Genomic DNA, 26,012 nt, shown 5'->3' with positions numbered 1-26,012 from the left:
CCCGCGATGCCGTGAACGACCCGTTCACCTCGCCGGACGACAGGAAAGAGTCGTTCATGACATCGCCCGCGCCGCTGAGACCGCCCGGGGCACACCGGTGCGACGGCGTCCCGCCGCTCCGTTCGGCTCTTGACCACCACCCGAAGCGGACATAAGGTCAGCGTGCCCCGCTTGATGTTAACGCTAACATCCCGCCGCGCCCGAAGGGTACAACGATGAAGTTGTTCTCCCCGCGCCATTTCGGCGTCGTCCTGGCCGTCGCGGCCGCGCTCGTCCCCGTCCCCGGTGCGAGCGCGGCGCCTTCGCCCGCCGTGAGGGCCGCCGCCGAAAGCCTTTCCGTGCCCGGCATCGACGACGTCCGCGGCAACCTCACGCTCCCGGCCGCCGGGCCGGGCGGCACGAGTGTCAGCTGGACGTCCAGCGCGCCCGCCGTCATCACCCCGACCGGGGAAGTGACCCGGCCGCCGGCGGGGAGCGCGCCCGTGCGCGTCGGCCTCACCGCGAAAGTGACCGCGGGAGGGGAAAGCGCCACCCGGCGGTTCACCGCCACCGTCGTCCCCAAGCCGGTCCAGGAACCCTTGGCCGGGTACAGCTTCTTCTACTTCACCGGCGAAGGCACGTCCGACGGCGAGCAGATCTACTCCGCGCTCAGCCGCGGCAACGACCCGCTGAACTTCACCGAGCTCAACAACGGACGGCCGGTCCTCAAGTCGAGCCTCGGCGAGCTCGGTGTGCGCGACCCGTTCATCCTGCGCTCCCCCGACGGCGACAAGTTCTACCTGCTCGCCACCGACCTGCGGATCTACGCCGGCCGGGGCTGGGACGCCGCCCAGCGGACCGGGAGCCGGTCGATCATGGTGTGGGAGTCGACCGACCTCGCGCACTGGTCGCGCCAGCGCAGCGTGCAGGTCTCCCCGCCCACCGCCGGGAACACCTGGGCGCCGGAAGCCTTCTGGGACGCCAAACGCGGCACGTACGTCGTCTACTGGGCGTCCAAGCTCTACGCCGAGAACGACCCGGACCACACCGGCGACAGCTACAACCGCATGATGTACGCGACCACCCGCGACTTCGTCAGCTTCAGCGCGCCGCAGGTGTGGATCGACCCGGGCTACTCGGTGATCGACTCGACGGTCATCAAGGACCAGGACACCTACTACCGCTTCACCAAGGACGAGCGCAACACCACGTCCTCGACGCCGTGCAGCAAGTTCATCACCGAAGAGAAGTCCACCGACCTGCTCGACCCGCACTACGGCTTCGTCGCCGACTGCATCGGCAAGGCGACCGCGACCAGCCCCGGGCTCTCCGCGGGCGAAGGGCCCACCGGCTTCAAGTCCAACACCGAGAACAAGTGGTACCTGTTCATCGACGAGTTCGGCGGCCGCGGCTACGTCCCGTTCGAGACCACCGACCTCGCCTCCGGCAAGTGGACGATGTCCGCGGGCGCGCACCTGCCGTCGTCGCCGCGTCACGGCACCGTCCTGCCCGTCACGCAGACGGAGATGAACCGGCTGAGCGCTCCCCCGGCGCCGGTGAAGGCCGACGCGAACGGGCTCGTCGCGCACTGGCCGCTCGACGCGAAGTCCGGCACGGTCGCGACCGACACCACCGGGCACGGCTACGACGGCGCCCTCGCCGGTGACGTCGCCTGGAGCGACGGCGCGCTCTCGTTCGGCGGCAAGAACGGGCACGTCCAGCTGCCGAACAACCTGCTCACCGGCGCCGCCGCGGCCACCGTCTCGGCCGACGTCCTGGTCGACCCGGCCCAGCAGACGCCGTACTTCCTGTGGGGCCTGGGCAACACGGCCAGGGACGGGACCGGCAACGGCTACCTGTTCACCACCGGCGGCACCGCGAGCGGCGGGCTGCGCGGCGCCATCGCCACCGGGAACTGGACCACCGAACAGCAAGTGGCTTCCGGCGGCGGGCTGCCGCGCGGGGTGTGGAAGAACGTGACGCTGACGGTCGGCGACGGCGTGGCGGTGCTCTACCTCGACGGCGTCGAGGTCGCCCGCAACGCGAACGCCACGATCAAGCCGTCGGACCTCGGCGGCGGCGTCACGGCGGCCAACTACCTCGGCCGGTCGGTGTACGCGAGCGACAAGACGTTGACCGGCAAGATGAAGGACGTGCGGCTGTACGACCGGGCGCTGTCCGGGCTCGAAGTCTCCGCGCTGCCCTCGAACAGCACCGCCATCCGGTCGGTGGAACTCGCCTCGCTCAAGACGCCGGCGGTCATCGACTCCGGCGCCGGGACGGTCGTGCTCCCCGTCCGGCCGGGCACCGACCTGCGCGGGCTGGCCCCGTCGTTCGGGCTCGCGCCGGGCGCGACCACCAAGCCCGGCAACGGGAAACCGCTCGACCTCAGCACGCCCAAGCGGGTCACGGTCGTCGGCGCGGGCGGCGACCGTCGCGTGTGGACCGTCGAGGCGCACGAGGTGCGGAGCCCGGTCCTGCCCGGCTACCAGGCCGACCCGAACATCGTCGCGTTCGGCGACACGTACTACCTGTACCCGACCACGGACGGCTTCGACGGCTGGAGCGGGACGAAGTTCTCGGCGTGGTCGTCGAAGGACCTGGTGCACTGGACGGACGACGGCGTCATCCTCGACCTCGGCCCCGACGTGGGCTGGGCCGACAAGAACGCCTGGGCACCGACGATCGCCGAGCGCGGCGGCAAGTACTACTTCTACTTCTGCGCCGAAGCCAAGATCGGCGTGGCGGTGAGCGACTCGCCGACCGGCCCGTTCACCGACTCCGGCAAGCCGCTCATCGCGGCCAACCCCGACGGCGGGCAGGCGATCGACCCGGCGGTCTTCGTCGACCACACCGGGCAGCCGTACCTCTACTGGGGCAACGGCAACGCCTACGTCGTCCCGCTGAACGACGACATGGTGTCCTACGACCCGGCGAAGATCACCCGCCTGACCGGCCTGGACGGCTTCCGCGAGGGCCTGTTCACGGCGGAGCGGAACGGCACGTACTACCTGAGCTGGTCGATCGACGACACGCGCAGCGAGGACTACCGCGTCGGCTACGCGACGGCGCCGAGCCCGGCCGGGCCGTTCACCAACCGCGGCCTGCTCCTGAGCAAGGACGCCCACCTCGGTGTCCTCGGCACCGGGCACAGCTCGATGCTGCGGGTCCCGGGCACCGACGACTGGTACCTGGCCTACCACCGCTTCGGCATCCCCGGCGGCGACGGCACCCACCGCGAGACGACGATCGACAAGGTCACCTTCCGCCGCGACGGCACGATCGAGCCGGTGAAACCGACGCTGGAAAGCGTGCGGCCGCAGCGGATCCCGTGGCACTGCGGTGCGGTCCGCGCGACCTGAGACCGATGTCACGCGAACCGGTGAGATGGAGGTCACCTGGCGGCGCGTTTAACCCCGGTGAGGCGGGGTAAACGTCCGCCGTTCAGGTTGCCTCCGACCAGGAGTCGTTTGATGACCAGCGTGCTGACCGACGGACTCGAAAACTCCCGTCCGGTCCCCCGGCCGCGTCCCCGTCCGGTCACGTCCGACACGCTCGCCGAGCTGGCCCGCCTGGCCGCGCTGGCCGAGCTCGCCCGGCGCTCCTCGCCGTCCCTCATGCACCACGCGGTCCTCGCCGGCACCTCGCCCGCCGAGGTCGCGGCCGCCGCCCGGATCGACGTCGCCGAAGCGCACATCCGCTGGCACGAATGGGCCGACTCGGCGGTCGGCCGCGACGAGTACGTCCGCGTGCACACCGCGTTCGCCGAAGCCGTCGTCGCCCGCCACGAGGCGCTGGAGGAGGAACCGTGCCCGTGACGACCGCCGAGACGACCCTGGCCGACCTGGCCGCGTTGGACCAGGCCGCGACCGAGCTGCTCGACCAGATCACCGAGCAGCTGGCGGCCGCCGACTCACGGCGCTGACGCGGGCCAGCGGCGCCAGACCGCGACGTGCAGGATCACCGCCAGGCTGAGCGCGTTCAACGTCGTGTGCGTGACCCAGCCGCCGACGAGGTGGTCCGGCACCGCCGCCCAGCGCGCGACCCGCGGCAACGTCCACGACAGGGCCGCGGTCAGCAGCGCCACCAGCGCCAGGACGAGGGCCCGGCCCGCGAGCGGGGTGAACCGGATCGCGGGCCAGGCCTCGAAGAGCATCGCCACCACGAGCACGGACGCGACGACCGCGCCGGCGACCGGGGGTGTCACCCACGCCCAGGTGGTCCAGGTGCCGGCGACGACGGCGCCGTGCGCGGTCGCCAGGCGGACCGCCGGCCGCCGGATCCGGGCGAACGGCCAGCCTCGCAACGCCACGTAGCACACCATCTGCCACGCGCCCAGCACCGCGAACCAGGCGCCGTAGTCCTCACCCCGCACCAGGCCCGTCCGGACCAGGCCCAGGTAGAGCGCCAGCCCGGCCACCCAGCACAGCGCGAGCGCCGCCACGCCAGGCCAGCGCGTGCCCCGGCCCCGCAGCGGCCGGCCTTCGCCGACCAGCGTCAGCTGCAGGACGAGCGTGAAGATGCCGGCCGCCAGCGGCACGGCCGCCGCCCCGGTCACCGCACGGGCGAGCAGCGCCAGGCCGGCTCCCCCGGCCGTCACGAGCGCGGTGTCGGAGACACCCGTCCAGCCGCCGCGCAGCAGGCTGCCGGGCCAGTCCACCCACCAGAACGCGATCACCGCGACGACCGGCAGCGCGAACGTGACGACCGGCCCGAGCAGCTCCGCCGTCCGCGCGGGGCCGCCCGCGCCCGCGGCGAGCAGTGCCGTCACCGGCAGCACGAAGGCCAGGCCGAGCAGCCCCCGCCGGGGCTGGGCCCGGCGCACTTCGGCGAGCGCGGCCGGGCTCAGCGCGTCCGGCCGGCAGACCGCCGGCCGCTCCGTCCACGGCCTGGCTAGAGGACGTCATCGACGCGGATCGGCAGGCGGAGGTGCCGCCGCCCGGTGGCGTGGTGGACGGCGTTGGCCACGGCCGCCGCGACCCCGACCATCGCAACCTCGCCGAGCCCCTTCACCCCGACCGGGTTGAACAGCAGGTCGGGCCGGTCCACGAAGTCGACGTCGACGCGCGGGGCGTCGGCGTTGACCACGACCGGGTACTCCTCGAGCGTGGCATTGAGGAACCCGCCGAACCGCGGGTCGGCCAGGCTCTCCTCGCGCAGCGCCCCACCGACGCCCCAGAGCACGCCTCCGCGCACCTGGCTCGCCGCGGTCACCGGGCTCGCCACCCGGCCGCAGTCGACGACGCTGACCACGCGCGGCACGCGGATCCGGCACGTCGTGGGCTCCACCCGGACCTCGACGAAGTGGGCGACCCAGCTGAACGTGCTGAACTCCGGGTAGACCGGGCCGGCGATGGCCAGGTGCCCCGCCTTCGACTGGTCCACCACCTCGGGTCCCTGCCCGGCGCCGACCGTCGCCACCTCGACCTCGACCGGGTGCCCGGCGCGGCCGACGGCCGCGGCGACGTCCACGGGCCCGGTGTCGGCGGTGTTCAGGTGCTTGCGCAGCTCCCGCAGCCCGGCGTGCACCGCGGGCAGGGCCGTCGCCGTGCCCCACGAACCCGCCGTGAGGTGCTGCGGCGCGACGCGGGTGTCGCCGACCCGGACTTCGACGTCCCGCACGGCGATGCCGAGGTCGTCCGCGACGAGCAGCGCGATCGCCGACCGGATGCCCTGGCCCATTTCGTGGCCGTCGACGGCGACCGCCACGCGGCCGTCGGCACCCGCGGTCAGGTGCGCGACGGCGGGCGCGACGTGACCCGGGTAGGTGCCCACGGCGACGCCCCAGCCGAGCAGCGAGCCGTCGCCGGCCCGCATCGAGCCGGGTTCGGGGTCGCGGTCCGCCCAGCCGAACCGGTCCGCGCCGCGGCGGAGGCATTCGGCGAGGAACCGCGTGGAGAACGGCCGCCCGCTGACCGGGTCGGTCATCGTGTCGTTGGCCAGCCGCAGCGCGACCGGGTCCTGGCCGGTGGCGTGGGCCAGCTCGTCGACCGCCGACTCGAACGCGAACATCGCCGAGCTCTCGAACGGCGCCCGCACGTACCCGGGGGTCTGCACGTCGGTCCGCACGAGCCGGTGCCGGCCGCGGAACGCTTCGAAGCCGTACAGCCGCGAAGTGACTTCGGTGTGCATGGCCGGGAACAGGTCGTGGCGGGAGGTCTGCTGGTCGACCTCGTGCACGGCGGCGAGGATCTTGCCGGACGCGTCGGCGCCGAGGCGGACGCGGTGGCGGGTGGCCGGGCGGAAGCTGCCGTTGTGGAAGGTCTGCGCGCGCGTCAGCACGAGCTTGACCGGGCGGCCGAGGCGGCGGCTCACCAGCGCGAGCGGCGCGAGGTGCGGCTGGAGCGAGTTCTTCTGGCCGAACCCGCCGCCGACGTACGGCGACCGCACCTCGATGTGCGCCGCGTCGAGGCCGAGCTGCTGGGCGAGCCCGTGCCGGACCGCGGCCGCGTTCTGGGTGCCCTCGTGCACGACGAGCGTGCCGTCGCGCCACTCGACGACGGCGCCGTTCAGCTCCATCGGCACGGCGTGCTGCGCCGCGTGCTCGTAGGTGCGGTCGATCCGCACCGGGCTGGCGTCGACGCCTGCGTCGGCGTCGCCGACCTTGATGTCGGCGAGGAACGGCAGCGGGATCGCCTCTTCCTGCACCAGGGTGGTCGCGCCGTCGGCGCCGAGGTGGACGGCGACCGGCTCGGGTTCGTACCCGGCGGTGACGAGCGAAGCCGCTTCGGTGGCGGCGACCGGGGTTTCGGCCACGACCAGTGCGATCGGCTGGCCGCGGTAGGCGATCCGGTCGTCCAGCAGCGGCTGCAGGCTCTGGAACGCGAACCCGCCGCCCATGATGAACCCCGGGCCGCGCAGCTCGCCGGCGTCGAAGCGGGTCACGACGAGGAGCACGCCGGGCACGGCCTCGGCCGCACTGGTGTCCACATCGGACACCCGGCCGCGACCGATCCGGGCCGGGGCGAGGGCCGCGTGGACGACGCCGTCCGGGACGCGGTCGGTGCCGTAGGCGGCCGTGCCGGTGACTTTTTCGTGGGCGTCCACGCGGCGCGTGTCGGTCATCGGGCCGCCCGCTCCCCGGCCGTCAGCACGGCGTCGGCGACCGTGCGGATGCCCAGTTCGACCCGGAACCCGTTGTGGGTGCCGGGCCGCGCGCCGGCGAACGCGATCTCGCCGGCGCGCCGGGCGTTCTCGGCGGTCAGCGGCGCACCGCGCAGGGCGCGTTCGGCTTCCGCCGCCCGCCACGGCCGGGTGGCCACGCCGCCGAGCGCGATCCGGCAGTCGCCGACGACGCCGTCGTCCACGGTGAGCGCGACCGCGGCCGAGGCGAGGGCGAAGGCGTAGGACTCGCGGTCGCGGATCTTCAGGTAGACCGACCCGCGGCCGGCGGGCGTCACCGGGACGCGGATGCGCAGGATCAGCTCGCGGGCGTCGAGGACGTGTTCGCGGGCCGGGTCGTCGCCCGGTTCGACGTGCAGCTCCGCCAGCGGGACCGTGCGTTCGCCGCCGGGGCCGGCGACGTCGACGACCGCGTCGAAGGCGAGCAGCGCGACGGCCCAGTCGCCGGGGTAGGTCGCGATGCAGGCGTCGCTGGTGCCGAGCAGCGCGAGGGTGCGGTCGTGCCCTCCGCGCGCGGCGCAGCCACTGCCGGGTTCGCGTTTGTTGCAGGGGAACTCGGGGCCGCCGCGGAAGTAGCCGCACCGCGTGCGCTGCAACAGGTTGCCGCCGACGGTGGCCATGTTCCGCAGCTGCTGGGAGGCCGCGCGCCACAGCGACTCCGACAGCGCGGGGTACCCGGCGCGCACGGCGGGGTGGTCGGCGACGTCGGCCATCCGCGCCCCGGCACCGAAGACGAGTTCGCGCCCACCGGCGTCGACGGCGGTCAGCTCGGGCAGCCGGTGCACGTCGACGACGGCGGGCGGCGTCTCGATGCCGAGCTTCATCAGGTCGTACAGCGTGGTGCCGCCGGCCAGGATCCGGGTACCGGGCACGGCGTCGCGCAGCGCCTCGACGGCGGAGCCGACGCTGTCCGGAACGACGTGGGCGAAGGGCCGCATCAGCCCTCCCCGGCGATTTGCCGCACGGCGGCGACGATCCCGGCGTAGGCCCCGCACCGGCACAGGTTGCCGCTCAGGTACTCGCGCACCTGCTCGTCGTCACCGGCGTGCCCCTCGGCGATGCAGGCGAGCCCGGACATGATCTGGCCGGGCGTGCAGTAGCCGCACTGGAGGGCGTCGTGGTCGACGAAGGCCTGCTGCAGCGGGTGCAGCCCGCCCCCCGGCCCGGCGACCCCCTCGATGGTGGTCACCTCCTGCCCGTCGACCTGCACGGCGGGCGTCAGGCAGGACACCACGCGCCGCCCGTCGAGGTGGACCGTGCAGGCCCCGCAGTGGCCCTGGTCGCAGCCCTTCTTGGTACCGGTCAGCCCGAGGCGTTCCCGCAGGACGTCGAGCAGCGACTCCCGCGGGTCGAGCCGCAACCGCACGGCCTCCCCGTTGACGCTCGCTTCGATTTCTGGAGTGGACACCCGGCGACGCTAGCCCCGCGGCCCCCGGAGCCGCCTTCCCGTGATTGCTGCCGGAGCGGCCGTTTATTGCGGGTGGCAGTGCCGTAACGCGCCGCCCCGGGCGAGCGACTCTTCGGCGAGGATTCGCCCTGCCCGTCCCGGGAGGTGCCCGATGTCGTATTCGCGAGCCCGGTTTCCCTTCGCGGCCCTGGTGGTGGTCCTGTGCGCCGCCTGCGCGCTCACCGGCTGCGGGAAGGTCGCCAAAGCCGCGGCGACCGCGGCGGAATGGGAAGCGCGGGCGGCCGAAAAGCAGGTGCTGGTGCACAACGCGGTGAGCGCGCTCGACGGTCCCACCGCGAAGGCCGGGGTCACCGAACTCGAGGGGATTTCGAAGTCGGCGCACAGCGCGGCGGCGACCGAAGGAACCGCCGCCGCGCGGGAATCGGCCCGGAAGGCCACCACCAGCTACCGGAGCGCCGAGCGCGAGAACCGGACGAGCTGGATCGACGACTTCCGCGCCGAGCTCGAGGACGAAGCCAAGAAGGAGATCCGCAGCGCGTTCCGCCGGGCCGCCTGCGACGAAGTGGGCACCATGCTCGCCGACGGCACCCCGCTCGGCTCTCGGTGGTACGCCGCCGAAGTGGCCCTGTACCTGCACGGGGAGCAGACGGACGCCGATTCCGTCGGCGAGGCGTTCCGGGTCGCCACCGAGTACTTCAGCGTCCTGCGCGACCTCGATCCCCGGAACCCCGACGACCAGGCCGTGCTGAGCTACCTCGCCTACACCGCGTTCTGCCCCGACGCCGTGGCGAGCTTGCGGCCGCAGACGGCCGGGTGGGGAGTCGTCCTCACCGATCAGCCGGTCAAGGTCGTCGACGCGGGCAACCGGCCGGTCGGCACGCTCGCGCCCGGCGCGCTGGTGCGGATCGACTGCACCCTCACCTGGTTCGCGGTCGAGGGCCCGTACGGGACGAGCTCGCTGTGGAACTTCGTCGGCACCGGCTACGTCCCGGACTCGTACCTCTACACCGGCACCGATCAGCCGGTCGCGGCCGGCTGCTAGCTCCGCACCGCGGTCCGGTACGCCGACGGCGGCTGCCCGATCTGCGCCCGGAACGCCGAAGCGAACCGCGACGGCGTCGCGAACCCGCACGCCTGCGCGATCTCCGTCACCGACAGCTCGCCCCGCTCCAGGTGCCGGCACGCCTGCTCCACCCGGACGCGGGTCAGGTAGCGGTACGGCGTCTGCCCCGTCGCCGTCTTGAAGACGCGCAGGAAGTGGAACGGGCTCAGGTCGGCCGCCGCCGCCATGTCGGCCAGGGTGAGGGGGCGGTGGTGGTTGTCGCGGATGAACTGGACGGCCCGGCGGGTGCGCAGCTCGTCGCGGCCCGGGACGCGGGGCGGGGGTGCCGCCGCGTGGCGGGTCAGGAGGTGGACCGCCAGGAACGCCGCCGCCGATTCCGCGTACAGCTCGTCGGCGCCCGCGAGGGCCGCCGAACCCAGTGCCCCGGCGACCGACGCCAGCACCGGGTCTTCGACGGCGAGGGCGTCCGGGCGGCCGAGGCGGTTCGCGTCGCGGCCCCACAGCTCGAGGGCCGTCCGGTCGACCAGCGCGGCCGGCAGGTGGACGTGCGTGGTCAGGGTGCGCCCGGGGCCGCGCCAGCGGAGCCGGGCCGGGTGGCCGGGTGCGGTCAGGCCGATCGAACCCGGGCCGTAGTCCGCCCGGCGCCACCGCGCGCCGTGCCGCGACTCGATCGTCGTGGTGCCCGCCCCGACCACCACGACCGTCTGCTCGTCGGCGGGCGGGAGGTCGAGTTCGGCTTCCGGGGCGTTGTCGAGCAGCCGCACGAGCACCGCGGCCCAGCCGTTGTCCCGCCGGCTGCAGAGCCGCACCCGGGCCGCGGTTCCGGGATCGAACATCACGCGCCGACCCTAACAGCGGCGCTGAGCACGGGTTCGAATTTGAACAACGGGTACCGTTGCCGCATGGGTGGTCCGCTGAACGCGCGGGAAAAGCGCGCCTGGAACGCGTTCCGCAGCACCTTCACCCTGCTCCACCAGCGGCTGGACCAGCAGCTCAAGCGCGACGCCGGCCTGTCCCACCTCCAGTACGAGATCCTCGCCCGGCTCGGCGGGGCACCGGGCCGCGAGCTGCGGATGGCCGAACTCGCCTGCGCCGTGTCCAACTCCAAGAGCGGGCTGACCTACCAGATCGGCCAGCTGGAGCAGGCCGGGCTCGTCCGGCGGCGCGCGTGCGAGAGCGACGTCCGCGCTGTCTACGCCGTGCTGACCGACGAGGGCGCGGCCCGGCTGGCCCAGGCCGAGCCCGGGCACGTCGCCCTCGTGCGGGAGCTGCTGCTCGACGTCCTCACCCCGGACCAGCTGAGCGCGCTGGCCGACGGCCTCGGCGAGGCCAGCCGCGGCATGCTGGCGGCCGAAGACTGCCCCTGAAGCCGGGTGACCTGTGTCACTTTCGGCCGCGAGCGGCCCCGATTCCGGAACCCGGCCCGCCCGTTCCGTGAACAGCTGAGGACACCGGCAGCAGCGGAAGGCGGGCGATGACCCCGGAAGACACGGAAGACGACGACGCGAGCGTGATCACGCGGTCGCGGCGGGAGCCGAGCCTGTTCGCGGTGATCTTCGACCGCCACGCGCGGCACATCCACCGCTACCTGGTCCGGCGCCTCGGTCCGGCAAGCGCGGACGACGTCCTCGCCGACACCTTCCTGATCGCGTTCGACAACCGGGGCAAGTTCGACCCGGCCCGGCCGGACGCCCGGCCGTGGCTCTACGGCATCGCCACGAACCTCGTCGCGCGGCAGCGGCGGGCGGAGGTGCGCGAGCTGAAGCTCCGGCTGGCCCTCGGGCCGCCACCCGCCGAAACCGGGCACGACGACCGCGTCGCCGAGAGGGTCACCGCCCAGGCCCTCGGCGCGCGGCTCGACCGGGCGCTGGCCGGGCTGCGGCCCCGCGAGCGGGACGTGCTGCTGCTCGTCGCCGCCGAAGGGCTCGGCTACCCGGAGGTCGCCGAAGCGCTGGCCATCCCCGTCGGCACCGTGAAGTCGCGGCTCAGCCGCGCCCGCCACCGCGTCCGCGCCGAACTCGGTGCCCTCGACCTCGTGAAGGAGACCTCCGATCATGGATGACCTGGACCTGATCCGCGAGCGCGCGGACGCCGTCGGCCTCGCGACGGCGGAGGACCTCGCCCCCGCCCGGGAGCGGCTGCTGGCCGCGGCGCGCACCGGGCGGCCTCGGCGGGCGAAGCGGTGGTTCTGGACGGCCGGAGCCGCCGCCGCGCTGGCCGCGGGCATCACCGCCGTCGTGGCGCTCGCGCCGGCCGGCGAAACCGGCGCCGGGGTCGGCGTCGGTGTCGGTGTCGCGCACGCCGATCCGGTGCGGGTGCTCACCGAGGCGGCGGGCGCGGCGCTCGGGGAGCAGGCCGCGGTCCCGCGCCCGGACCAGTTCCTGTACGTGAAAACCGAACGCAGCGACCACTCCGTGCGGGAGGTGTGGTTCTCGGTCGACGGCACCCGCGACGGACTGATCGGCGACACGAAGATCCCCGGCTGCCGCGACGGCAAAGCACCCGTCTACGGCGCGAACGACCCGAGCAAGGAAGGGACGCTCGAAGACTGCCGTCCCTCCCCCGCCTACCGGACGGACCTGCCGACGACCGCGGACGCGATGCTCGCCTACCTCGAAGAACACCACAGCGGCGAGCGGGGCGACGTCAACGCGCTGGGCAAGGACGTGATCAGCCTCGCCTACGAGCACGCCCTCCGGCCCGCGTCCTACGCGGCGCTGTTCGCGGCGGCGGCGAAGGTGCCCGGCCTGACGGCGCTGGACCACGTCACCGACGGCGCCGGCCGACCGGGGGTCGGGATCACCTGGCCGGTCCCGCCCGGCTCGTCGCCGAAGGCACGGCCGGAAGTGCTCGTCTTCGACGCCACCACCCACCGGTTCCTGGGCACCCGGGACAGCGCGGTGACCGTGAAGACGTTCGTCGACCGGGTGGGGCAGCGCCCCGGACGTTAGGCTGCGGAGATGGCTTCCCGGGACGCGACCGACGAAGAAGCCGCGTCGCGCCCCGGCGGCCGTCCCCGCGACGCGGCGCTCGACGAAGCGATCATCCTGGCCACCCGGGCGCGGCTGGTCCGCGACGGCTACTCGCTGATGACCATCGGCGACATCGCGACGGACGCGAAGGTCAGCCGCCCGACGCTGTACCGCCGGTGGCGCACCAAGTTCGACCTGGTCGTGGACGCGCTGGACTACGGTTTCCGCAAACAGCGCGATTCGTACACAGTGGACTTGAGCCGGCTGGCCCCGCGGGAGGCCTTCACCGAAGCGGTCCGGCGGCTGGACCCCGCGTACTTCAACCCGGACGCCATGGTGCTGATGGGCAACTTCGCCGGCGAGGCGATCCGCACCCCGGAGCTGCTCGGCATCCTGCGCGAGCACGCCGTCGAACCGCGCGTCGCGCTGGTCGAGAACGTGCTGACCCAGCTCCAGGCCAGCGGCGCGGTCCGGGACGGCATCGACAAGCACACCATCGCCACGCTGTGCTTCGGCAGCTACTTCGCCGCCTTCTACCGGGGCGACGGCAAGGACGGGATCCCGGCCGCCGTCGTCTCGGTGCTGTGGCCGGCGATCGCGGCACCACCCGCCTGACCGGCGCCGACGCGGTTCGCGCGCGAAACGCGCAACCATTCCGGGCTCCCGCCCGTGTATCAGGGGTGTGAGGACTTCTTCGCACCGACGACGGCTCTTCCGGCCGCGGGCCACCGCCCTCGCGGTGCTGGCCGGGGCCGGGCTCGCGTTCGCGCACACCACCACCGGCGTGCCGGTCGCCGGGTCCGTCCTGGCCGCCGCGGCCGGCGGGCACGGGCTGCCCGACCCGGCGGCCCCCGCCCCGGCGCCGGTGACCACGACCACCCGGCCCGCGCCCACCCCCACCTTGCCCTTCAACGCGAAGCTGACGTCGGACGACATCCCCGTCGCGGGCGGCGGCGTGCGCGACGGCGCCTGCAGCGGGGCGCTGGTCGCGCCGCAGTGGGTCGTGACCGCCGGGCACTGCTTCCACGACCTGGCCGACGCGCGGGTCGGCGGCCGGCCGCGGTACACGATGACGGTGACCGTCGGCCGCCTGAAGGACACCGATCCCGGCGGGCACACGGCGAAGGTCGTCGACGTCCGGCAGTCCCCGCTGAACGACCTGGCGCTGGCGAAGCTCGACCTCGCGATCACCGACATCGTGCCGGTCGAGCTGAACCGCGAGCGGCCGGTGGTGGGCCGGCAGCTGCAGTTCGCCGGCTGGGGCTCGCACTCGGCGACCGTGCTCGGGCCGTCCGACCACCTCAAACGCGGGCGCTTCACGGTCTCGGGCATCGGCCAGTCGACGCTGGAAGCCGTGCCGGTGGGTACGCGAACCGTCGAAAACGGCCCGTGCCCGGAGGATTCGGGCGGCCCGTTCTTCGTCTCCGGCGACGACCGCACCGGGACGCTGGTCGCCATCGTCAACACCGGGCCGCCGTGCCCGCAGCCCGGGGCCGAGACGATCGCGCGGGTGGACGTCGTGGCGGACTGGATCCGCGCCCAGACCGGGTGACCCGTGATCGGCTGGTGCTGGGCAGCGGCGCCCGGGACGCGGGCGCCGCTGCCCAGGCTCAGGGCGCGCCGGTGAGCACGAACTGCGACCCCGGCTCGACGACGACGTTGCCCGCCGACGAGTTCGTGATCGTCACGTTCGACAAGGTCGCGCTGCCGCGGGCGCCGCTCATCGCGAGGATGCCGGCCCCGTTGTTCGACTTGTCGATCTTGACGTTCGTGACGGCCACGTTCATGGTCCCGCCGCCGGTCTTGAACTGGATGCCGTCGTAGGTGGAGTCGTGGATCTCCGTGTCCCGCAGCGTCACCCCGGTGATGTCCTTGCCCTGCGCGAAGAACGTGATCGCGCCGAACTTCTGCTGCTCGCCCCAGAACACGCCGCCGCAGCGGTACAGGGCGTTGTTCGCGATCAGCGTCTGCCCGGAGAACGGCAGCGGGTCGTGGTCGGTCGCCAGCATGATCCCCGGGTAGTTCATCGTGTCGGACACCAGGTTGTTCTCGATCTTGTTGCCGTAGCCGCCGTAGATCGCGATGCCGTTCGCGCGCCACGGGAGCTGGATGGTGTTGTTGGTGAAGGCGTTGTCGTGCGCGATGTCCACCGACGGGTCCTTCACGTACTGGTTGGCCCACACGGCGAGGGAGTCGTCGCCGGTGGTGCGGAACGACGAGTCGAACACCTTCGAATTCCGCGTGCCGTTGGTGAGGTTGATGCCGTCGGCGTAGGTGTCGCGGATCCGCATGCCGCTGAACTGGAGCCCGTCGGCGGGGCCCCACAGCTCCGGCTTGTTGCTGTAGTCGCGGCCGACCCACACGCCGACGTTCGCGTGCTCGATCCAGACGTTCGAGATCTTGGTGCCGGTGCCGAAGCGGCCGTTGAGGCCGACCCCGCCCTCGGCGTTGCCGTCACCGCCGCGGATCCGGCCGGAGCCGAAGATCGCGATGTCGGAGATCTGCGTGTTCTTGTCGATGTCGAACCCGAAGTTGCCTTCGTGCGGGTGGTTGATGGTGCCCGCGTCCTGCGGCTGGATCAGCGAGTACAGCTGCGAGCGCCACATGCCGGCGCCGCGGATGCTGACGTCGGAGATGCCGACCTGGTTGTACTGCCCGCCGCCGTTGGGCACGGTCGGGTCGTCGGTGAGGATCTTCGCCTCCTGCCGCCACTGGCCTTCGGGGATCCACACGCACGGGATGACGCCGTTCTGGTCGTCGGTGACCGCGCGCTGGATCGCCGGGGCGTCGTCGACGCCGTCGTCCGGCACCGCGCCGTACGCCGTGATCGACGTGCACTCGGCCGGCTTCGGCAGCGCCGGCGCGACCTGTTCCAGGTCGACCAGGTCGATGACGTAGTAGGCCGCGCTGTCGCCGTTGTCCCGCTGCAGCTTGAACTTCGTGCCCGCCGGGTACGACTGGCTCAGCAGCGCGTGCGACTCGTCGAACAGCCGGCGCGCGTCGGCCTGCGGGGTGTTGGTCAGGCCTTCGGGGTCGTCGGTGGTGCCGTAGAGCCAGCTGTGCTTGGACGACAGCGTCAGCTTCTGCGCGAAGGTGCCGTTGACGTACAGGCTGAGCGTGAAGTCCTGGCCGCCGCCGGCGGGCGCGTCGGGCACGGAGTTGCGGACGACGATCGAGTTCGCCTGGTTCACCGACGTGACCTCGACGTATTGGCCCTGGTTCGCCAGCCGCACCGATCGGCGGCCGGAGGATTCGGTCGCGAAGTTGGTGTGCCCGAACGTGCGCAGCGGGTCGGCTTCGAGCAGCTGCCCTTGGTACTGCGCGCTTTCCGCCTCGTATTCGGTGTACGGCAGGGCCGCGCCGCGGCCGACCACGATCGTGCGGGACAGCCCGTTGTTGGATTCGTTGGTCTCCGCGACCGTGTTCGTCGCGTCGGCGGTCGCGGCGAGGGTCGCGCCGCCGCTGGTCGCGGTCCACGTGCCCGCGATGGCGACGTCCACTGTGGACCCGGCCGCGACGGCGGGCGTGCTGCCGCTCAGCGTGGTGGCCCCCGCGGTCAGCCGGGTCACCGAGGCGCCCGCGCCGCCGGTGCCGCGGTTGTGCACGGCCACGGTGAACGACACCGCCGCGCCGGCCGCCGGGTTCGGCGGGTTCGACGTGATGCCGGTGACCTCGAGGTCCGGTCCCGGCGCCTGGGCGACGACCAGCGGTGCGGGTGCGGTGTAGGTGTTGTTGGTGTCGTTCTGCTCGACGACGGTGTCGGCCGGGTCGACGGTCGCGGTGACCTGGTAGCTGCCCTGCGGCCGCGTGCCCGCGTTCACGGTCAGCGTGGTGGCCGCCCCCGCGGCGAGCGCGCCGACGGCGGCGTTGCCGACGACCGTGCCGCCCAGTGCGACGTTCACGGTCGTGGCGGGCGCGGCCGCGGTGCCCGCGTTCTTCACCGTCGCCGAAACGGTGACCTGGCTGGTCTCGTCCGGGTTCGCCGGGGTCCAGGTCGTGCCGGTGACGACCAGGTCGGGGTTCGGCGCCGGCGTGCCGAGCACCTGGAACTCCGCGACCTGCGCACCCGGCGCTCCCGAGTTGGCGAAGAACTGCAGCCGCACGTCCGCGGCGCGCCCGGTGACCGGGATGGTCACCGTGTTCTGGCCGGCGGCCGGGTCGAAGCGGTAGTCGGCGCGGGCCTTGAGCGTGGTGAACGCCGTGGCGCCCTGGTCGCGGCCGAGCACCTCGAAGTTCTGCGTCCGCGCGCCCCAGACGGCGTCCGGGTCGAGCCGCACGACGACGGCGTCGAGGTCGGCACCGGCGCCGAGCTTCACGGTCAGCGAGTTCGGGTAGCCCGCGGCGGATTCCCAGTACGTACCGGTGTTGTTGTCGTTGGCGTTGGCGGCGACGAAGGAGAAGACGCTCGAGGTCGCCTCGATCGGCTTGCCGGCGGCCAGGTTCTGCCCGGCCTGGGTGCCCTGGCGCACGACGTGGCCACTGTCGGCGGACTCGTGGCCGGCGGCGTCCTTGGCGCGCACGAAGTACTCGACGCGCGTGCCCGCGGGCCGCGTCTCGGTGAAGGTGGTGCCGGTGACGGTGGTGACCGGGGTGCCGTCGCGGTAGACGGTGTAGCCGGTGACGCCGACGTCGTCGGTCGAGGCCGACCACGTCAGCCGGATCTGGCCGGCGCCGGGCTCGGTCAGGGCGAGGTTCGCCGGCGCGGTGGGCGCCTGCGTGTCGCCGGAGTCCGGGCCGTACAGCTCGAACTCCGAGAGCTGCGCGGCGGGCCACTGCGTGTTGCCGGTGATCTGCAGGCGCACGTACCGGGTCGTCACTGTCACCGGGATGGTGACAGTGCCGGCGCTCGGCGCGAACGCGTACCCGGCCGAGGCGACGAGGTCGGTGAACGCGCTGCCGTCGGTGCTGCCCCGCACGGCGAGGGTCTGGGTGCGGGACTCCCAGGTGGCGGGCAGTTTCAGCACGATCCGCGAGAGCGGCTTCGCCGAGCCGAGGTCGGCCTGGAGCCACTGCGGGAACGCGTTGTTGGCGGACTCCCAGTAGCTGGCCTGGTTCCCGTCGACCGTGTTGGCGACCGGGTAGCCGGGCAGCGCGCTGCTGGCCGAGACCGTGCGGGCCAGCGGCACGTCGGCGACGGCGGCCGCGGCTTGCGCCGGAGGCGGCGGACTGCCGGCGGCGGAGGCGAGGGAGAGCCCGGCGACGGACAGCCCCACGGCGAGGAATCCGGCCAGGAGCCGGGGCAAGCGCATGCGTGTCATGGCGTCTTCTCTTCGTCGAGAGCGGCAGGGGAGGGAGCGCGAGCCTCACGAGCATGCAACAACGAGGAGACAACATGCAAGAACTTGACATGATTCAGAAATTTGACGACTAGGCACGTGGACGTGCGGGATCGCCGCGGATCCGGTGTCCGAAATGGGTGGGTCAGTCCAGCGCGAGCGCCGTCAGCTCTTCGTCGATCAGCAGGTCGGGATCGAACTTCATGCCCGCGAAGTGGCCGGCCAGCTCGAGGGAGAGCACGCCGTGCAGGCGGGTCCAGAAGGCCAGCGCGCGGCGCAGCGCCCCGGCCGTGACCCCGCTGCCGCCCGCCCACTCGCGATGGGTCTCGAGGTGCTCGTCGAACGGCGACGGGACCTCCGGCTCGGGCAGTTCCGCGCAGGCTTCGATCAGCACGACCATCACCTCGTGCGAGAGCGCGGTCGTGTCGGCGGGCGCGTGGTAGCCGGGGACGGGCGTGCCGTAGATGAGGAAGTAGCGCTGCGGGTCGCTGCGCGCCCAGTCCCGGATGACCTTGGCCAGCATGGCGACGCCCTGGCCGCGCACACCCTGGACGACGTCGGCGATGCTGCGGTAGGCGTCCCGGATGAGCGCGGTGATCAGCTCGTCCCGGCTCGCGAAGTACCGGTACAGCGCCGGGCCGCTCATGCCCACCCGCTTGGCGATGGCGTTGAGCGACAGCGCCGGCACGCCGGCCGCGGCGATCTGCTCCCAGGCGTGCCGCTTGATCTCTTCACGCACTTGGGCGCGGTAGCGCTCCCGCGGGCTCTCCGTCACGGTTAGAGGCTATCACTTTTCCTATTGACACTCACTCCGCGTTGGTTATAGCTTCTAACTATCACAACAGGCACTAACAACAAGGAGAACCCCGTGACCCGCTTGCGCACCACCTTGCTCGCCCTGCCCCTGGCCGCCGGACTGCTCGGCGTCGCCGCTCCCGCCGCACCCGCGGCCTCGGTGCAGCCCGTCACCTGCCGCGGCGAGGGGATCGACCCCGCCGCCCGGCTGCACTACCGGACCGAAACGCTGATCAAGGCGCCGCCGGGCGCGGTCTGGAACCTGCAGACCGACGTCGCGGGCTGGCCTTCGTGGCAGAGCGCCGTCAGCGGCGCGAAGCGCCTCGACCCCGGCCCGCTGCGGCCCGGCTCGCGGTTCCGGTGGACGACCCCGGTCCCGGCCACCCCCGCGACCCCGGCGACCACGCTGGTCATCACGTCGACCGTCCACCAGTCCCAGCCGGGCCGCTGCATCCGCTGGAGCGGCCCGGCCATCGGCGAGGGCCTGCGCATCGACCGGGGCGTGCACGTCTGGACGTTCACCCCGGCCCGCGGCGGCGTCCTCGTCCGCACCGAGGAGAGCTGGACGGGCGAGCAGATCGAAGCCGACCCGGCGACCGCCATCAAGTACCTGGCCCCGGGGCTCGACGCCTGGCTGGCCGACCTCAAGACGACCGCCGAAGCCCCCTGCCACCGCTGAACCACGAGGAGAACCCGATGACCACGACCACAGTTCCGGCCCGCCGCACTTCGACCGCCGTGCTCGTCGCGGCCTGGACGGTGCCGATCATGGTGCTCGGCCAGTTCGCTTTCCTGAGCGTCGTCCCCATCGCCGTCGTCCTGGTCGGCACCTTGCGTGCCGGGAATTCGTTGCGCTGGTGGGCCGCCGGCCTGACGGCGGTGTATGCCGCTTTGGCCGGGGCCTGGCTGCTGGGGCCGAGCAGCGCACCGAGCTTGTCGAAGTTCTTGAGCCCGGTCGCCACGGGGGTATTCGCCGCGGCTGGGGTCGCGGTGGCGGTCGCCGCCGTGGTGAGCCGCCGCCGGGGTCGCTGAGCTCCGCCGATGCGCCCCATGGGGCGGAAGACCGGGCCCGTCCGCTGACGACGTGGTGCGGTCGCGCCACCCTGGGCTGCCGATATGTCGACTGTGGCGCGGGTCACGGAATGCCCGGCGATCTTCGGCGCTACACCCGGAGAGAACCCGTTCGACCCGAGGGAGCGCCATGTCCACCACCACCCCGGAAGAAGCCACCGCGCCGGCCGTGCCCGCGCTGGACGACTTCGACTTCGAGCTCACCGACGGCGCCGCCTGCCGGATCGACGACCCGGACTGCGAAGCCTGCCAGTGAGCCCGCGGCGCCGGCCGGGAACCCCGGCCGGCGCCGGGCCCTCAAAGGTGCATGGCCAGCCACAACGCCATCCAGGCGAGGCACGCCAGTGCGCCGCCGACCCCGAAGGCGAGCAGTACGCGTCGCAACGCCGCGATGACTCCGGCGCGGCCCGTCAGTTCGGTGATTCCCGCATCAGCCATGGCCAGGTATGCCCGCGTCCGGGCGCGGCAAACATCGGCGCTACCCCGCGTCGCCCATCACCAGTCCTTCGATCGTGTGTTTCTGGGTGATCGGCCGCAGGACGTCGACGACCGGGCAGTCCAGGTGCGCGCGCACGGATTCCGGCAGTGAGGCCCGGAATTCGCGGGTGACGGCGGTGTCGTGGCGGGCGTCGTTGCCCGCGCCCGGCGCGTCGAGGCCGAGGACGAGGACCGGGCGGGACTTCGCCGAGTGGTTCGCCGTGCCGCGGTGGACCGTCAGCGCCGAGCGGATCGAGATGTCCCCCATCCGCGGGAACTTGCGCGCCGCGAGCTCCCGGTAGCGCGGGTACGCCGTCCGCGGCGGGAACATGCCGTGGTCGAAGGCGGTGCCGTCGTCCCAGTGCGTGCCGGGCGCGATTTCGAACGGGCCCATGTCCGGCTCGGTGTCGACCGCGGTCACGTTGACCGCCAGCGACGTCAGCCTGCGGTGGCGGGCGGTCTCCTCCGGCATCGGGAAGTCCCGGTGCCACGGCTGGTCGGCCGCGCCGGCCAGCGGAACGTCGAAGCCGACCTCGACGATCCGGTAGTCCGGCCCCAGCACCGCTTCGGCGACGGCCGTGATCCACGGGTGGCCCGCCAGCTCGGCGAACCCCCGCAGCTGCTCCGGGTGGATCTCGACGTAGAAGCGGTTCGGCCCGCGGCCGACGGCGCCGTCCGGCCGGGCACGGGCCTCGGCGAACGCCGTGTCGATGTCTTCGCCGAGGCGCCGGACCCAGTCGCGGGTGAACGCCTGGGGCAGGCCGATGATGCCGTCCCGGTGCAGGCGCTCGGTCAGCGTCGCGAGCTCGGCGGCGGGCAGCGGAGCGGGGGCGGTCTGGTGCGAGGTCATCCTGGCCTCCTGGGGCACGACGGCGTGGCACCTCAGTTTGCAACGTGGCATGCCACGTTGCAAGAGGTACGCTGCCCCGGTGAACCCCAAACTGCGCGACGTGGCCGAGCACGCGGGCGTGTCCGTCCGGACGGTGTCCAACGTGGTCAACGGGTTCCGCTACGTGGCCCCGGCGACCCGCGAGCGGGTGCAGGCCAGCATCGACGCGCTCGGCTACCGGCCGAACCTGGCCGCCCGGACGCTGCGGCGCGGCCGGACCGGGCTGATCGCGCTGGTGATCCCCGAGATCGATTCGCCGTACTTCGCCGAGCTCGCCGCGCGGACCGTGCGCATCGCCGAGGCCCGCGGCCTGACGGTGCTCATCGACCAGACCGACGGCGACGCCGAGCGCGAGAAGCAGCTGCTGCACGGGCAGCGCAGCCAGCTGGTCGACGGTGTCCTGTTCAGCCCGTGGGCGGTGGCGCCCGCGGAGCTGGCCGCGCGCACCGACCCGGTCCCGCTGGTGCTGCTCGGCGAGCACGACGGCACGGCGGGCGTCGACCACGTCGCGATCGACAACGTCGCGGCGGCGCGCGAAGCCACCGCCCACCTGCTGGCCGGCGGCCGCCGGCGCGTCGCGGCGCTGGGCATCCAGCCGCGCTCGCTGAACGCGACGGCCCGCCAGCGCCTCACCGGCTACCGCCAGGCGCTGGCCGACGCGGGCTTGCCGGCCGACCCGGAGCTGGAGGTCGCGGTGCGGCGGCTGCACCGCGCCGACGGCCACGCGGCGCTGCTGGCCCTGCTGGACCGGCCCGAACCGCCGGACGCGGTCTTCTGCTTCACCGACGAGCTCGCCCTGGGCGCGCTGCGGGCCGCCGCCGACCGCGGGGTCGCGGTACCGGACGCGCTGGCGCTGGTGGGCTTCGACGACATCGAGGACGGCCGCTACAGCGTCCCGGCCCTCACGACGGTGTCGCCGGACAAGGACCGCATCGCGGAGCTGGCGCTGGACCGGCTGACCCAGCCGGCCGCGGCACCCCGGTCGATCGTCGCCCCGCACCGGCTCGTCGTGCGCGGCACCAGCCCCGCTTAGAGCGCGAGCGCCACCCGGTCCCGGCCCGCTTTCTTGCCCGCGTACAGGGCTTCGTCGGCCGCGCGGATGATCCCGTCCAGGCCCGCTTCGGCCACCGCCGGGTGCAGGGCCGCGCCGATGGTCGCCGACAGCGCGACCGGTTCGCCGGTGGGCGCGGTGATGCGCAGCGCCCGGATCCGGACGCGGATCCGCTCGGCGACCGCCCGGACCTCGGCTTCGTCGACGTCGGGCAGCAGGACCGCGAACTCTTCCCCGCCGTACCGCCCGACCGTGTCCCCGCGCCGGACGGTCTTCGCGAGCACGGTGGCCACCTCGGCGAGGACGTCGTCGCCGACCGGGTGGCCGTGGGTGTCGTTGATGCGCTTGAACCAGTCGAGGTCGATCATCAGCACCCCGGTCCGGCCGCCGGTGGTGCGGGCGCGCTCGAGCGCCCGCTCGGCCTGCTGGTGCCACGCGATCGCGTTGAGCAGCCCGGTGCGCTGGTCGGTGCGCGCGGCCAGCTTGAGCTGGTCGAGCTGGACGCACTGGTGCAGCGCGAACGTCGGGATGATCATCAGCAGCGCCGCGGGCGGCCACCACAGCAGGGCGAGCGCGACGAAGACGCCGAGCGCCAGCTGGCTGACCTCCAGGAGGTTGTCCGAGGCGCTGCCCAGCAGCCGGCGGGGGTGCTCGACGGTGACCGTCCAGGCGATGACCGCGCCGACGAGCGCGGTGTTGACCGTCCACTGCACGGCGCCCGCGGCGAGCACGGCGGCGAGGTCCGCCCAGCCGGGCCGGGCGCCGTCGCCGACGTGGAGGAGGTGCTCGTGCGCGCCGGTCAGCCGCAGCACGGCGGCCGCGGCGGCCGCCGCCAAGGCGAGCGTGGCGGCGGTGAACACCGTGCGGTGCGGCGGGCGGACCGGGTCGAAGCGGTTGACCAGCAGCCAGCGGTGGCCGTAGATCACCGCGACCAGCGCCAGCTCCAGCACCAGCGGCAGGGCGAGCACCCCGGCGAAGATCCAGACGCTGCAGAGGTCGACGTACGGCGAGCCGGAACGATCGCGACGCCGCTGCTCGATCAGGTGCGAGGCGTGCAGGTGCGGCAACGCGGCCGCGGCGAGCCAGCCGGCCGTCGCCCACTGCTGCGGCGAGGGCGCCGCCCGCGCCGCCACCACCAGGACGGCCAGCGCCGCCAGATCGACAGCCAGTACGAAGAACCGCACCCGCCCGGGCAACGACCACAGCTTCCACCGCGGTGGAGCCCAATCCCCCGGAGTGCTCGTGTCTCCGCTCATCGCAGCGCCTCCCCGCCCTGCTCCGCGCCGGTGAACACCTGCTCGCCCAGGGTAGTCGCGTTGCGGTCGGGTGTCAGCCGTTTCCCCACGGCGCGACCCGACCGGGCGGCTGGGACCATTCCGGGTATCCGAGACCGGACGAACCGCACGGAAAGGCGAGCCGATGAGCGACAAGGGCTGGTGAACCCGGACGTCCGCCCCCGTTCCCCCGGGCATCGAGAAGAGGAGCACGCGATGAGCGACAAAGGCTGGTGAGCCCCACGATCGCACCCACCCACCACCACCGACGAGGAGCAAGCGATGAGCGACAAGGGCTGGTGAACCCCCACGACCGCCCGACCGTCCCCCGCCACCGAAAAGGAGCACGCGATGAGCGACAAAGGCTGGTGAACCCGGGTCAGGCTTCGGCCGGCAGCGCGGCCGAGACCGCGTCCGGCCGCCGGCGCGACCACGCGGCGGCCGCGGCGAGCGCGACCAGCGCTCCCGCGGTGCCCGCCACGGCGATCGCCGTCGCCGCGCCGGCCAGTTGTGCGAGCACGCCGCCGAGGACGATGCCGAGGCCCTGCCCGGCGATCATCCCGGTCCGCGCGAAGCCGAGGGCCCGGCCACGCAGCGGCGGCGGGGAGAGCTGGACGAACGTCGCCCCCGCCGTGACCTGGTACGCCGAGCACACCCCGGACAAGAACAGCAGCGCCAGCGCCGTGCCCAGCGCGGGCTGGGCCCAGTAGGCCACCAGCGGCGCCGACGTCCCGACCGCGAGCACGCCCAGCGCGCGCACCCGCACCCGCCGCGCGACCAGCCGCAGCAGCAGCGCGCCCGCGACCGCGCCCGCCGGTTCCGCGGCGAGCAGCACCCCGATCCAGCCGCCGCCCGCGCCGATCTCCCGGGCGAACGGCACCGCGAGCCCTTCGGGGACGACGGTGAACAACGCCAGCCAGCCCAGCCACACCAGTGTCGAGAGCGTCCGGTCGCGGCGGACGGCGACCGCGCCGCCGGCGACCTGCCGCCACCACGACGTCCCGTGCCGGGCGCGGCCGCCCGGTGGCGGGTGGCTGTCCAGCCCCGCGCGGATCAGCAGCGCCGAAACGGCGAAGGTGGCGGCGTCGATCGCCAGCGCGGTGTGCGCGCCGACCCCGGTCACCACGAACGCGGCCGCCGCGAACCCCAGCACCAGGCACAGCTGCGTGGTGACCTGCTGCACCGCCTGGCCCGCTTCGTACCGCGTGCCGAGCAGCTCCGGCAGGACCGCGCCCTGCGCCGCGGAGAACGGCGCTTCGGCGAGCTGGACGAGCACCAGCAGCGCGGCCATCAGCGGCAGCGGCGTCGCGGGCACGGCCATCACCGCGACGAGCGCCGCACGGGCGACGTCGCACACCACCATGACGCGGCGCCGCGGGAACCGGTCGGCCAGCCACGACAGCAGCGCCCCCGAAACGAGCGCGGGCAGCATCGAAAGCGCGTACGTGGCCGCGCTCAGCGCCGCCGAACCCGTGCGCTGGAACACGAGAATGGACAACGCGACGCGGGCCAGCTGGTCCCCGGCCACCGAAAGCAGACCGGCGAGCCACACCTCCCGGAACCCCCGCACCGCGAACGCCGACCACGTCCCGGCCATCCCCCACCCCCCAGGCTGTCACGGAGAGCGCCGCCTGAAGCGCTCAGCGTAGTGCCTGGAGCCGCGGTCCACCACTACGCCACCGGCGGGGTGCCGTGCGTGTGGAAGGACTCGATCGTCTTCAGCCCCCACGCCTGGCCCTTGGCGCGCTCGGCCTCGGTCCAGGTGACCGGCTCCCAGTCCGGCGCGAAGATCAGCCGCCCGGTGGGGTTGCACAGCTCGACGCGGTTGCCGCCCGGTTCGTAGACGTAGAGGAAGAACGTCTGCTGGATGGCGTGTTTGTGCGGCCCGGTCTCGATGTGGACGCCGTTTTCGAGCGCGATGTCGGCCGCGCGCAGGATGTCTTCGCGGGTGTCGGTCGCGAAGGCGATGTGGTGCAGGCGCCCGCGAGAACCCGTCCGGTCGTTGGTGTAGACGAGGTCGTAGGACTTCTGCGCGAAGTGCGTCCACTGCCCGGAAATGACGCCGCTGTCGAGCCGGATCTGTTCGGTGACGCGGCCGCCGAGCGCGTCGCAGATGAACCGCCCGTTGGCTTCCGCGGTCTCGGCCAGGTAGTTGACGTGGTCGAGGCGGCGGACGCCGACCCCGCGCCCGGGGTATGCCTGCGCCTGGTTCTTGAGCGCGGGCCGCAGGTGTTCCGGTGGCGCGTAGCGCTCGGTCTCCCAGTACAGCTCGAGTTCGTGCCCGTCCGGGTCGCGGAACAGGTACGTGGGGCCGATCCCGGTGTCGCCATCGACCCAGCCGATGCCGAGCCCGCGCTCTTCCAGCGCCACCACCCGGCGCTCGAGGGCGTCCTCGCTCGACGCGCGCAGCGCCGTCCGCCCGACACCGGACGTCTTCGCCGCGGTGAGCTTCAGGCTGTGGTGCTCGTAGTCGTCCCACGTGCGCAGGTAGACCGAGTCGCCGTCGGTGCCGTTCTCGGTCAGGCCGAGCACGCGGACGAAGAAGTCGAGGCTCTTCTCCGGCTCCGGCGTGCGCAGTTCGACGTGGCCGAGGTGCGCGATCTCGTGGCGCGGCGAGGGTTCGGGCATGGCTGGC

General features: G+C 73.3%; 24 protein-coding genes. 12 read left to right on the top strand and 12 right to left on the bottom strand.

The window, feature by feature from the left end; genetic code table 11:
* Positions 1-215 precede the first annotated feature (215 nt).
* Positions 216-3,341 carry a family 43 glycosylhydrolase gene (locus tag AB5J73_RS30385; protein ID WP_370962093.1) on the top strand — a complete coding sequence of 1,042 codons (3,126 nt, stop codon included), beginning with the start codon at positions 216-218 and terminating at the stop codon, positions 3,339-3,341.
* A 111-nt stretch (positions 3,342-3,452) separates the two neighbouring features.
* Positions 3,453-3,797, top strand: coding sequence for a hypothetical protein (locus tag AB5J73_RS30380; RefSeq protein ID WP_370962092.1), 345 nt, complete (start codon positions 3,453-3,455; stop codon positions 3,795-3,797).
* A gap of 95 nt (positions 3,798-3,892) precedes the next feature.
* Here the strand turns inward: AB5J73_RS30380 and AB5J73_RS30375 are convergent, their stop codons facing one another.
* The 4 genes from AB5J73_RS30375 to AB5J73_RS30360 all read right to left on the bottom strand — a co-directional run bounded on the left by AB5J73_RS30375 (position 3,893) and on the right by AB5J73_RS30360 (position 8,509).
* Entirely contained in the window at positions 3,893-4,804 is a 912-nt protein-coding gene (locus tag AB5J73_RS30375) for a hypothetical protein (protein WP_370962091.1), read from the bottom strand.
* 68 nt (positions 4,805-4,872) lie between these two features.
* Positions 4,873-7,044 carry a xanthine dehydrogenase family protein molybdopterin-binding subunit gene (locus AB5J73_RS30370; RefSeq protein WP_370962090.1) on the bottom strand — a complete coding sequence of 724 codons (2,172 nt, stop codon included), beginning with the start codon at positions 7,042-7,044 and terminating at the stop codon, positions 4,873-4,875.
* Complete coding sequence (locus tag AB5J73_RS30365; RefSeq protein ID WP_370962089.1) at positions 7,041-8,039, bottom strand: xanthine dehydrogenase family protein subunit M; 999 nt, start codon at positions 8,037-8,039, stop codon at positions 7,041-7,043. The genes AB5J73_RS30370 and AB5J73_RS30365 overlap by 4 nt, the downstream gene beginning before the upstream one ends.
* Positions 8,039-8,509 carry a (2Fe-2S)-binding protein gene (locus tag AB5J73_RS30360; protein ID WP_370962088.1) on the bottom strand — a complete coding sequence of 157 codons (471 nt, stop codon included), beginning with the start codon at positions 8,507-8,509 and terminating at the stop codon, positions 8,039-8,041. Before AB5J73_RS30360 ends, AB5J73_RS30365 begins: the two co-directional genes overlap by 1 nt.
* 151 nt (positions 8,510-8,660) lie before the next feature.
* On the opposite strand from AB5J73_RS30360, the gene AB5J73_RS30355 reads away from it, so the two are divergent.
* On the top strand, positions 8,661-9,551 hold the full coding sequence (locus tag AB5J73_RS30355) for a hypothetical protein (RefSeq protein WP_370962087.1): 891 nt from the start codon (positions 8,661-8,663) through the stop codon (positions 9,549-9,551).
* Here the strand turns inward: AB5J73_RS30355 and AB5J73_RS30350 are convergent.
* The gene (locus AB5J73_RS30350; RefSeq protein ID WP_370973385.1) at positions 9,548-10,408 is read right to left on the bottom strand and encodes a helix-turn-helix domain-containing protein; all 861 of its coding nucleotides are present in this window, start codon (positions 10,406-10,408) and stop codon (positions 9,548-9,550) included. The two genes, AB5J73_RS30355 and AB5J73_RS30350, sit on opposite strands and share 4 nt — an antisense overlap.
* Before the next feature lie 66 nt (positions 10,409-10,474).
* Between AB5J73_RS30350 and AB5J73_RS30345 the strand changes: the two genes are divergently transcribed.
* The 5 genes from AB5J73_RS30345 (at position 10,475) to AB5J73_RS30325 (ending at position 14,096) form a co-directional block, all read left to right on the top strand.
* Entirely contained in the window at positions 10,475-10,939 is a 465-nt protein-coding gene (locus AB5J73_RS30345) for a MarR family winged helix-turn-helix transcriptional regulator (protein ID WP_370962086.1), read from the top strand.
* A gap of 107 nt (positions 10,940-11,046) precedes the next feature.
* Positions 11,047-11,634, top strand: coding sequence for an RNA polymerase sigma factor (locus AB5J73_RS30340; RefSeq protein WP_370962085.1), 588 nt, complete (start codon positions 11,047-11,049; stop codon positions 11,632-11,634).
* Positions 11,627-12,523 carry a CU044_5270 family protein gene (locus tag AB5J73_RS30335; protein ID WP_370962084.1) on the top strand — a complete coding sequence of 299 codons (897 nt, stop codon included), beginning with the start codon at positions 11,627-11,629 and terminating at the stop codon, positions 12,521-12,523. Before AB5J73_RS30340 ends, AB5J73_RS30335 begins: the two co-directional genes overlap by 8 nt.
* Positions 12,524-12,532: 9 nt before the next feature.
* A complete protein-coding gene (locus tag AB5J73_RS30330) occupies positions 12,533-13,159 on the top strand; it encodes a TetR/AcrR family transcriptional regulator (RefSeq protein WP_370962083.1) in 627 nt (208 codons plus the stop codon).
* A 67-nt stretch (positions 13,160-13,226) separates the two neighbouring features.
* Positions 13,227-14,096 (top strand): trypsin-like serine protease, encoded by an 870-nt coding sequence (locus tag AB5J73_RS30325; RefSeq protein WP_370962082.1) that lies wholly within the window; start codon positions 13,227-13,229, stop codon positions 14,094-14,096.
* 58 nt (positions 14,097-14,154) lie between these two features.
* On the opposite strand, the gene AB5J73_RS30320 is transcribed toward AB5J73_RS30325, so the two are convergent.
* Together AB5J73_RS30320 and AB5J73_RS30315 are read right to left on the bottom strand one after the other, a co-directional pair.
* The gene (locus AB5J73_RS30320) at positions 14,155-17,802 is read right to left on the bottom strand and encodes a CARDB domain-containing protein (RefSeq protein ID WP_370962081.1); all 3,648 of its coding nucleotides are present in this window, start codon (positions 17,800-17,802) and stop codon (positions 14,155-14,157) included.
* A 163-nt stretch (positions 17,803-17,965) separates the two neighbouring features.
* Entirely contained in the window at positions 17,966-18,595 is a 630-nt protein-coding gene (locus AB5J73_RS30315) for a TetR/AcrR family transcriptional regulator (protein ID WP_370962080.1), read from the bottom strand.
* Between the two features lie 93 nt (positions 18,596-18,688).
* Here AB5J73_RS30315 and AB5J73_RS30310 point away from each other — a divergent pair, with 93 nt between their 5' ends.
* From AB5J73_RS30310 to AB5J73_RS30300, 3 genes are all read left to right on the top strand, one after another.
* On the top strand, positions 18,689-19,294 hold the full coding sequence (locus AB5J73_RS30310) for an SRPBCC family protein (RefSeq protein WP_370962079.1): 606 nt from the start codon (positions 18,689-18,691) through the stop codon (positions 19,292-19,294).
* A gap of 17 nt (positions 19,295-19,311) precedes the next feature.
* Positions 19,312-19,647, top strand: a complete 336-nt coding sequence (locus AB5J73_RS30305) for a hypothetical protein (RefSeq protein ID WP_370962078.1) — start codon at positions 19,312-19,314, stop codon at positions 19,645-19,647.
* 169 nt (positions 19,648-19,816) lie between these two features.
* Positions 19,817-19,942, top strand: coding sequence for a hypothetical protein (locus AB5J73_RS30300; RefSeq protein WP_255481994.1), 126 nt, complete (start codon positions 19,817-19,819; stop codon positions 19,940-19,942).
* 41 nt (positions 19,943-19,983) lie between these two features.
* Here the strand turns inward: AB5J73_RS30300 and AB5J73_RS30295 are convergent, their stop codons facing one another.
* Both AB5J73_RS30295 and AB5J73_RS30290 read right to left on the bottom strand, forming a co-directional pair.
* Complete coding sequence (locus tag AB5J73_RS30295; protein ID WP_370962077.1) at positions 19,984-20,124, bottom strand: hypothetical protein; 141 nt, start codon at positions 20,122-20,124, stop codon at positions 19,984-19,986.
* Between the two features lie 40 nt (positions 20,125-20,164).
* Complete coding sequence (locus AB5J73_RS30290; RefSeq protein WP_370962076.1) at positions 20,165-21,013, bottom strand: phytanoyl-CoA dioxygenase family protein; 849 nt, start codon at positions 21,011-21,013, stop codon at positions 20,165-20,167.
* Positions 21,014-21,092: 79 nt separating this feature from the next.
* On the opposite strand from AB5J73_RS30290, the gene AB5J73_RS30285 reads away from it, so the two are divergent.
* Entirely contained in the window at positions 21,093-22,085 is a 993-nt protein-coding gene (locus AB5J73_RS30285) for a LacI family DNA-binding transcriptional regulator (RefSeq protein ID WP_370962075.1), read from the top strand.
* Here AB5J73_RS30285 and AB5J73_RS30280 read toward each other — a convergent pair.
* From AB5J73_RS30280 to AB5J73_RS30270, 3 genes are all read right to left on the bottom strand, one after another.
* A complete protein-coding gene (locus AB5J73_RS30280) occupies positions 22,082-23,359 on the bottom strand; it encodes a diguanylate cyclase (RefSeq protein WP_370962074.1) in 1,278 nt (425 codons plus the stop codon). The two genes, AB5J73_RS30285 and AB5J73_RS30280, sit on opposite strands and share 4 nt — an antisense overlap.
* A 397-nt stretch (positions 23,360-23,756) precedes the next feature.
* The gene (locus AB5J73_RS30275; RefSeq protein ID WP_370962073.1) at positions 23,757-24,974 is read right to left on the bottom strand and encodes an MFS transporter; all 1,218 of its coding nucleotides are present in this window, start codon (positions 24,972-24,974) and stop codon (positions 23,757-23,759) included.
* 74 nt (positions 24,975-25,048) lie between these two features.
* A complete protein-coding gene (locus tag AB5J73_RS30270) occupies positions 25,049-26,005 on the bottom strand; it encodes a catechol 2,3-dioxygenase (protein ID WP_370962072.1) in 957 nt (318 codons plus the stop codon).
* Positions 26,006-26,012: the final 7 nt, after the last annotated feature.

The organism is Amycolatopsis sp. cg9 (assembly GCF_041346945.1).
Classification (GTDB): domain Bacteria; phylum Actinomycetota; class Actinomycetes; order Mycobacteriales; family Pseudonocardiaceae; genus Amycolatopsis.
The sequence above is the reverse complement of the archived record's forward strand: the minus strand, read 5'-3'. Positions and strand labels throughout refer to the sequence as shown.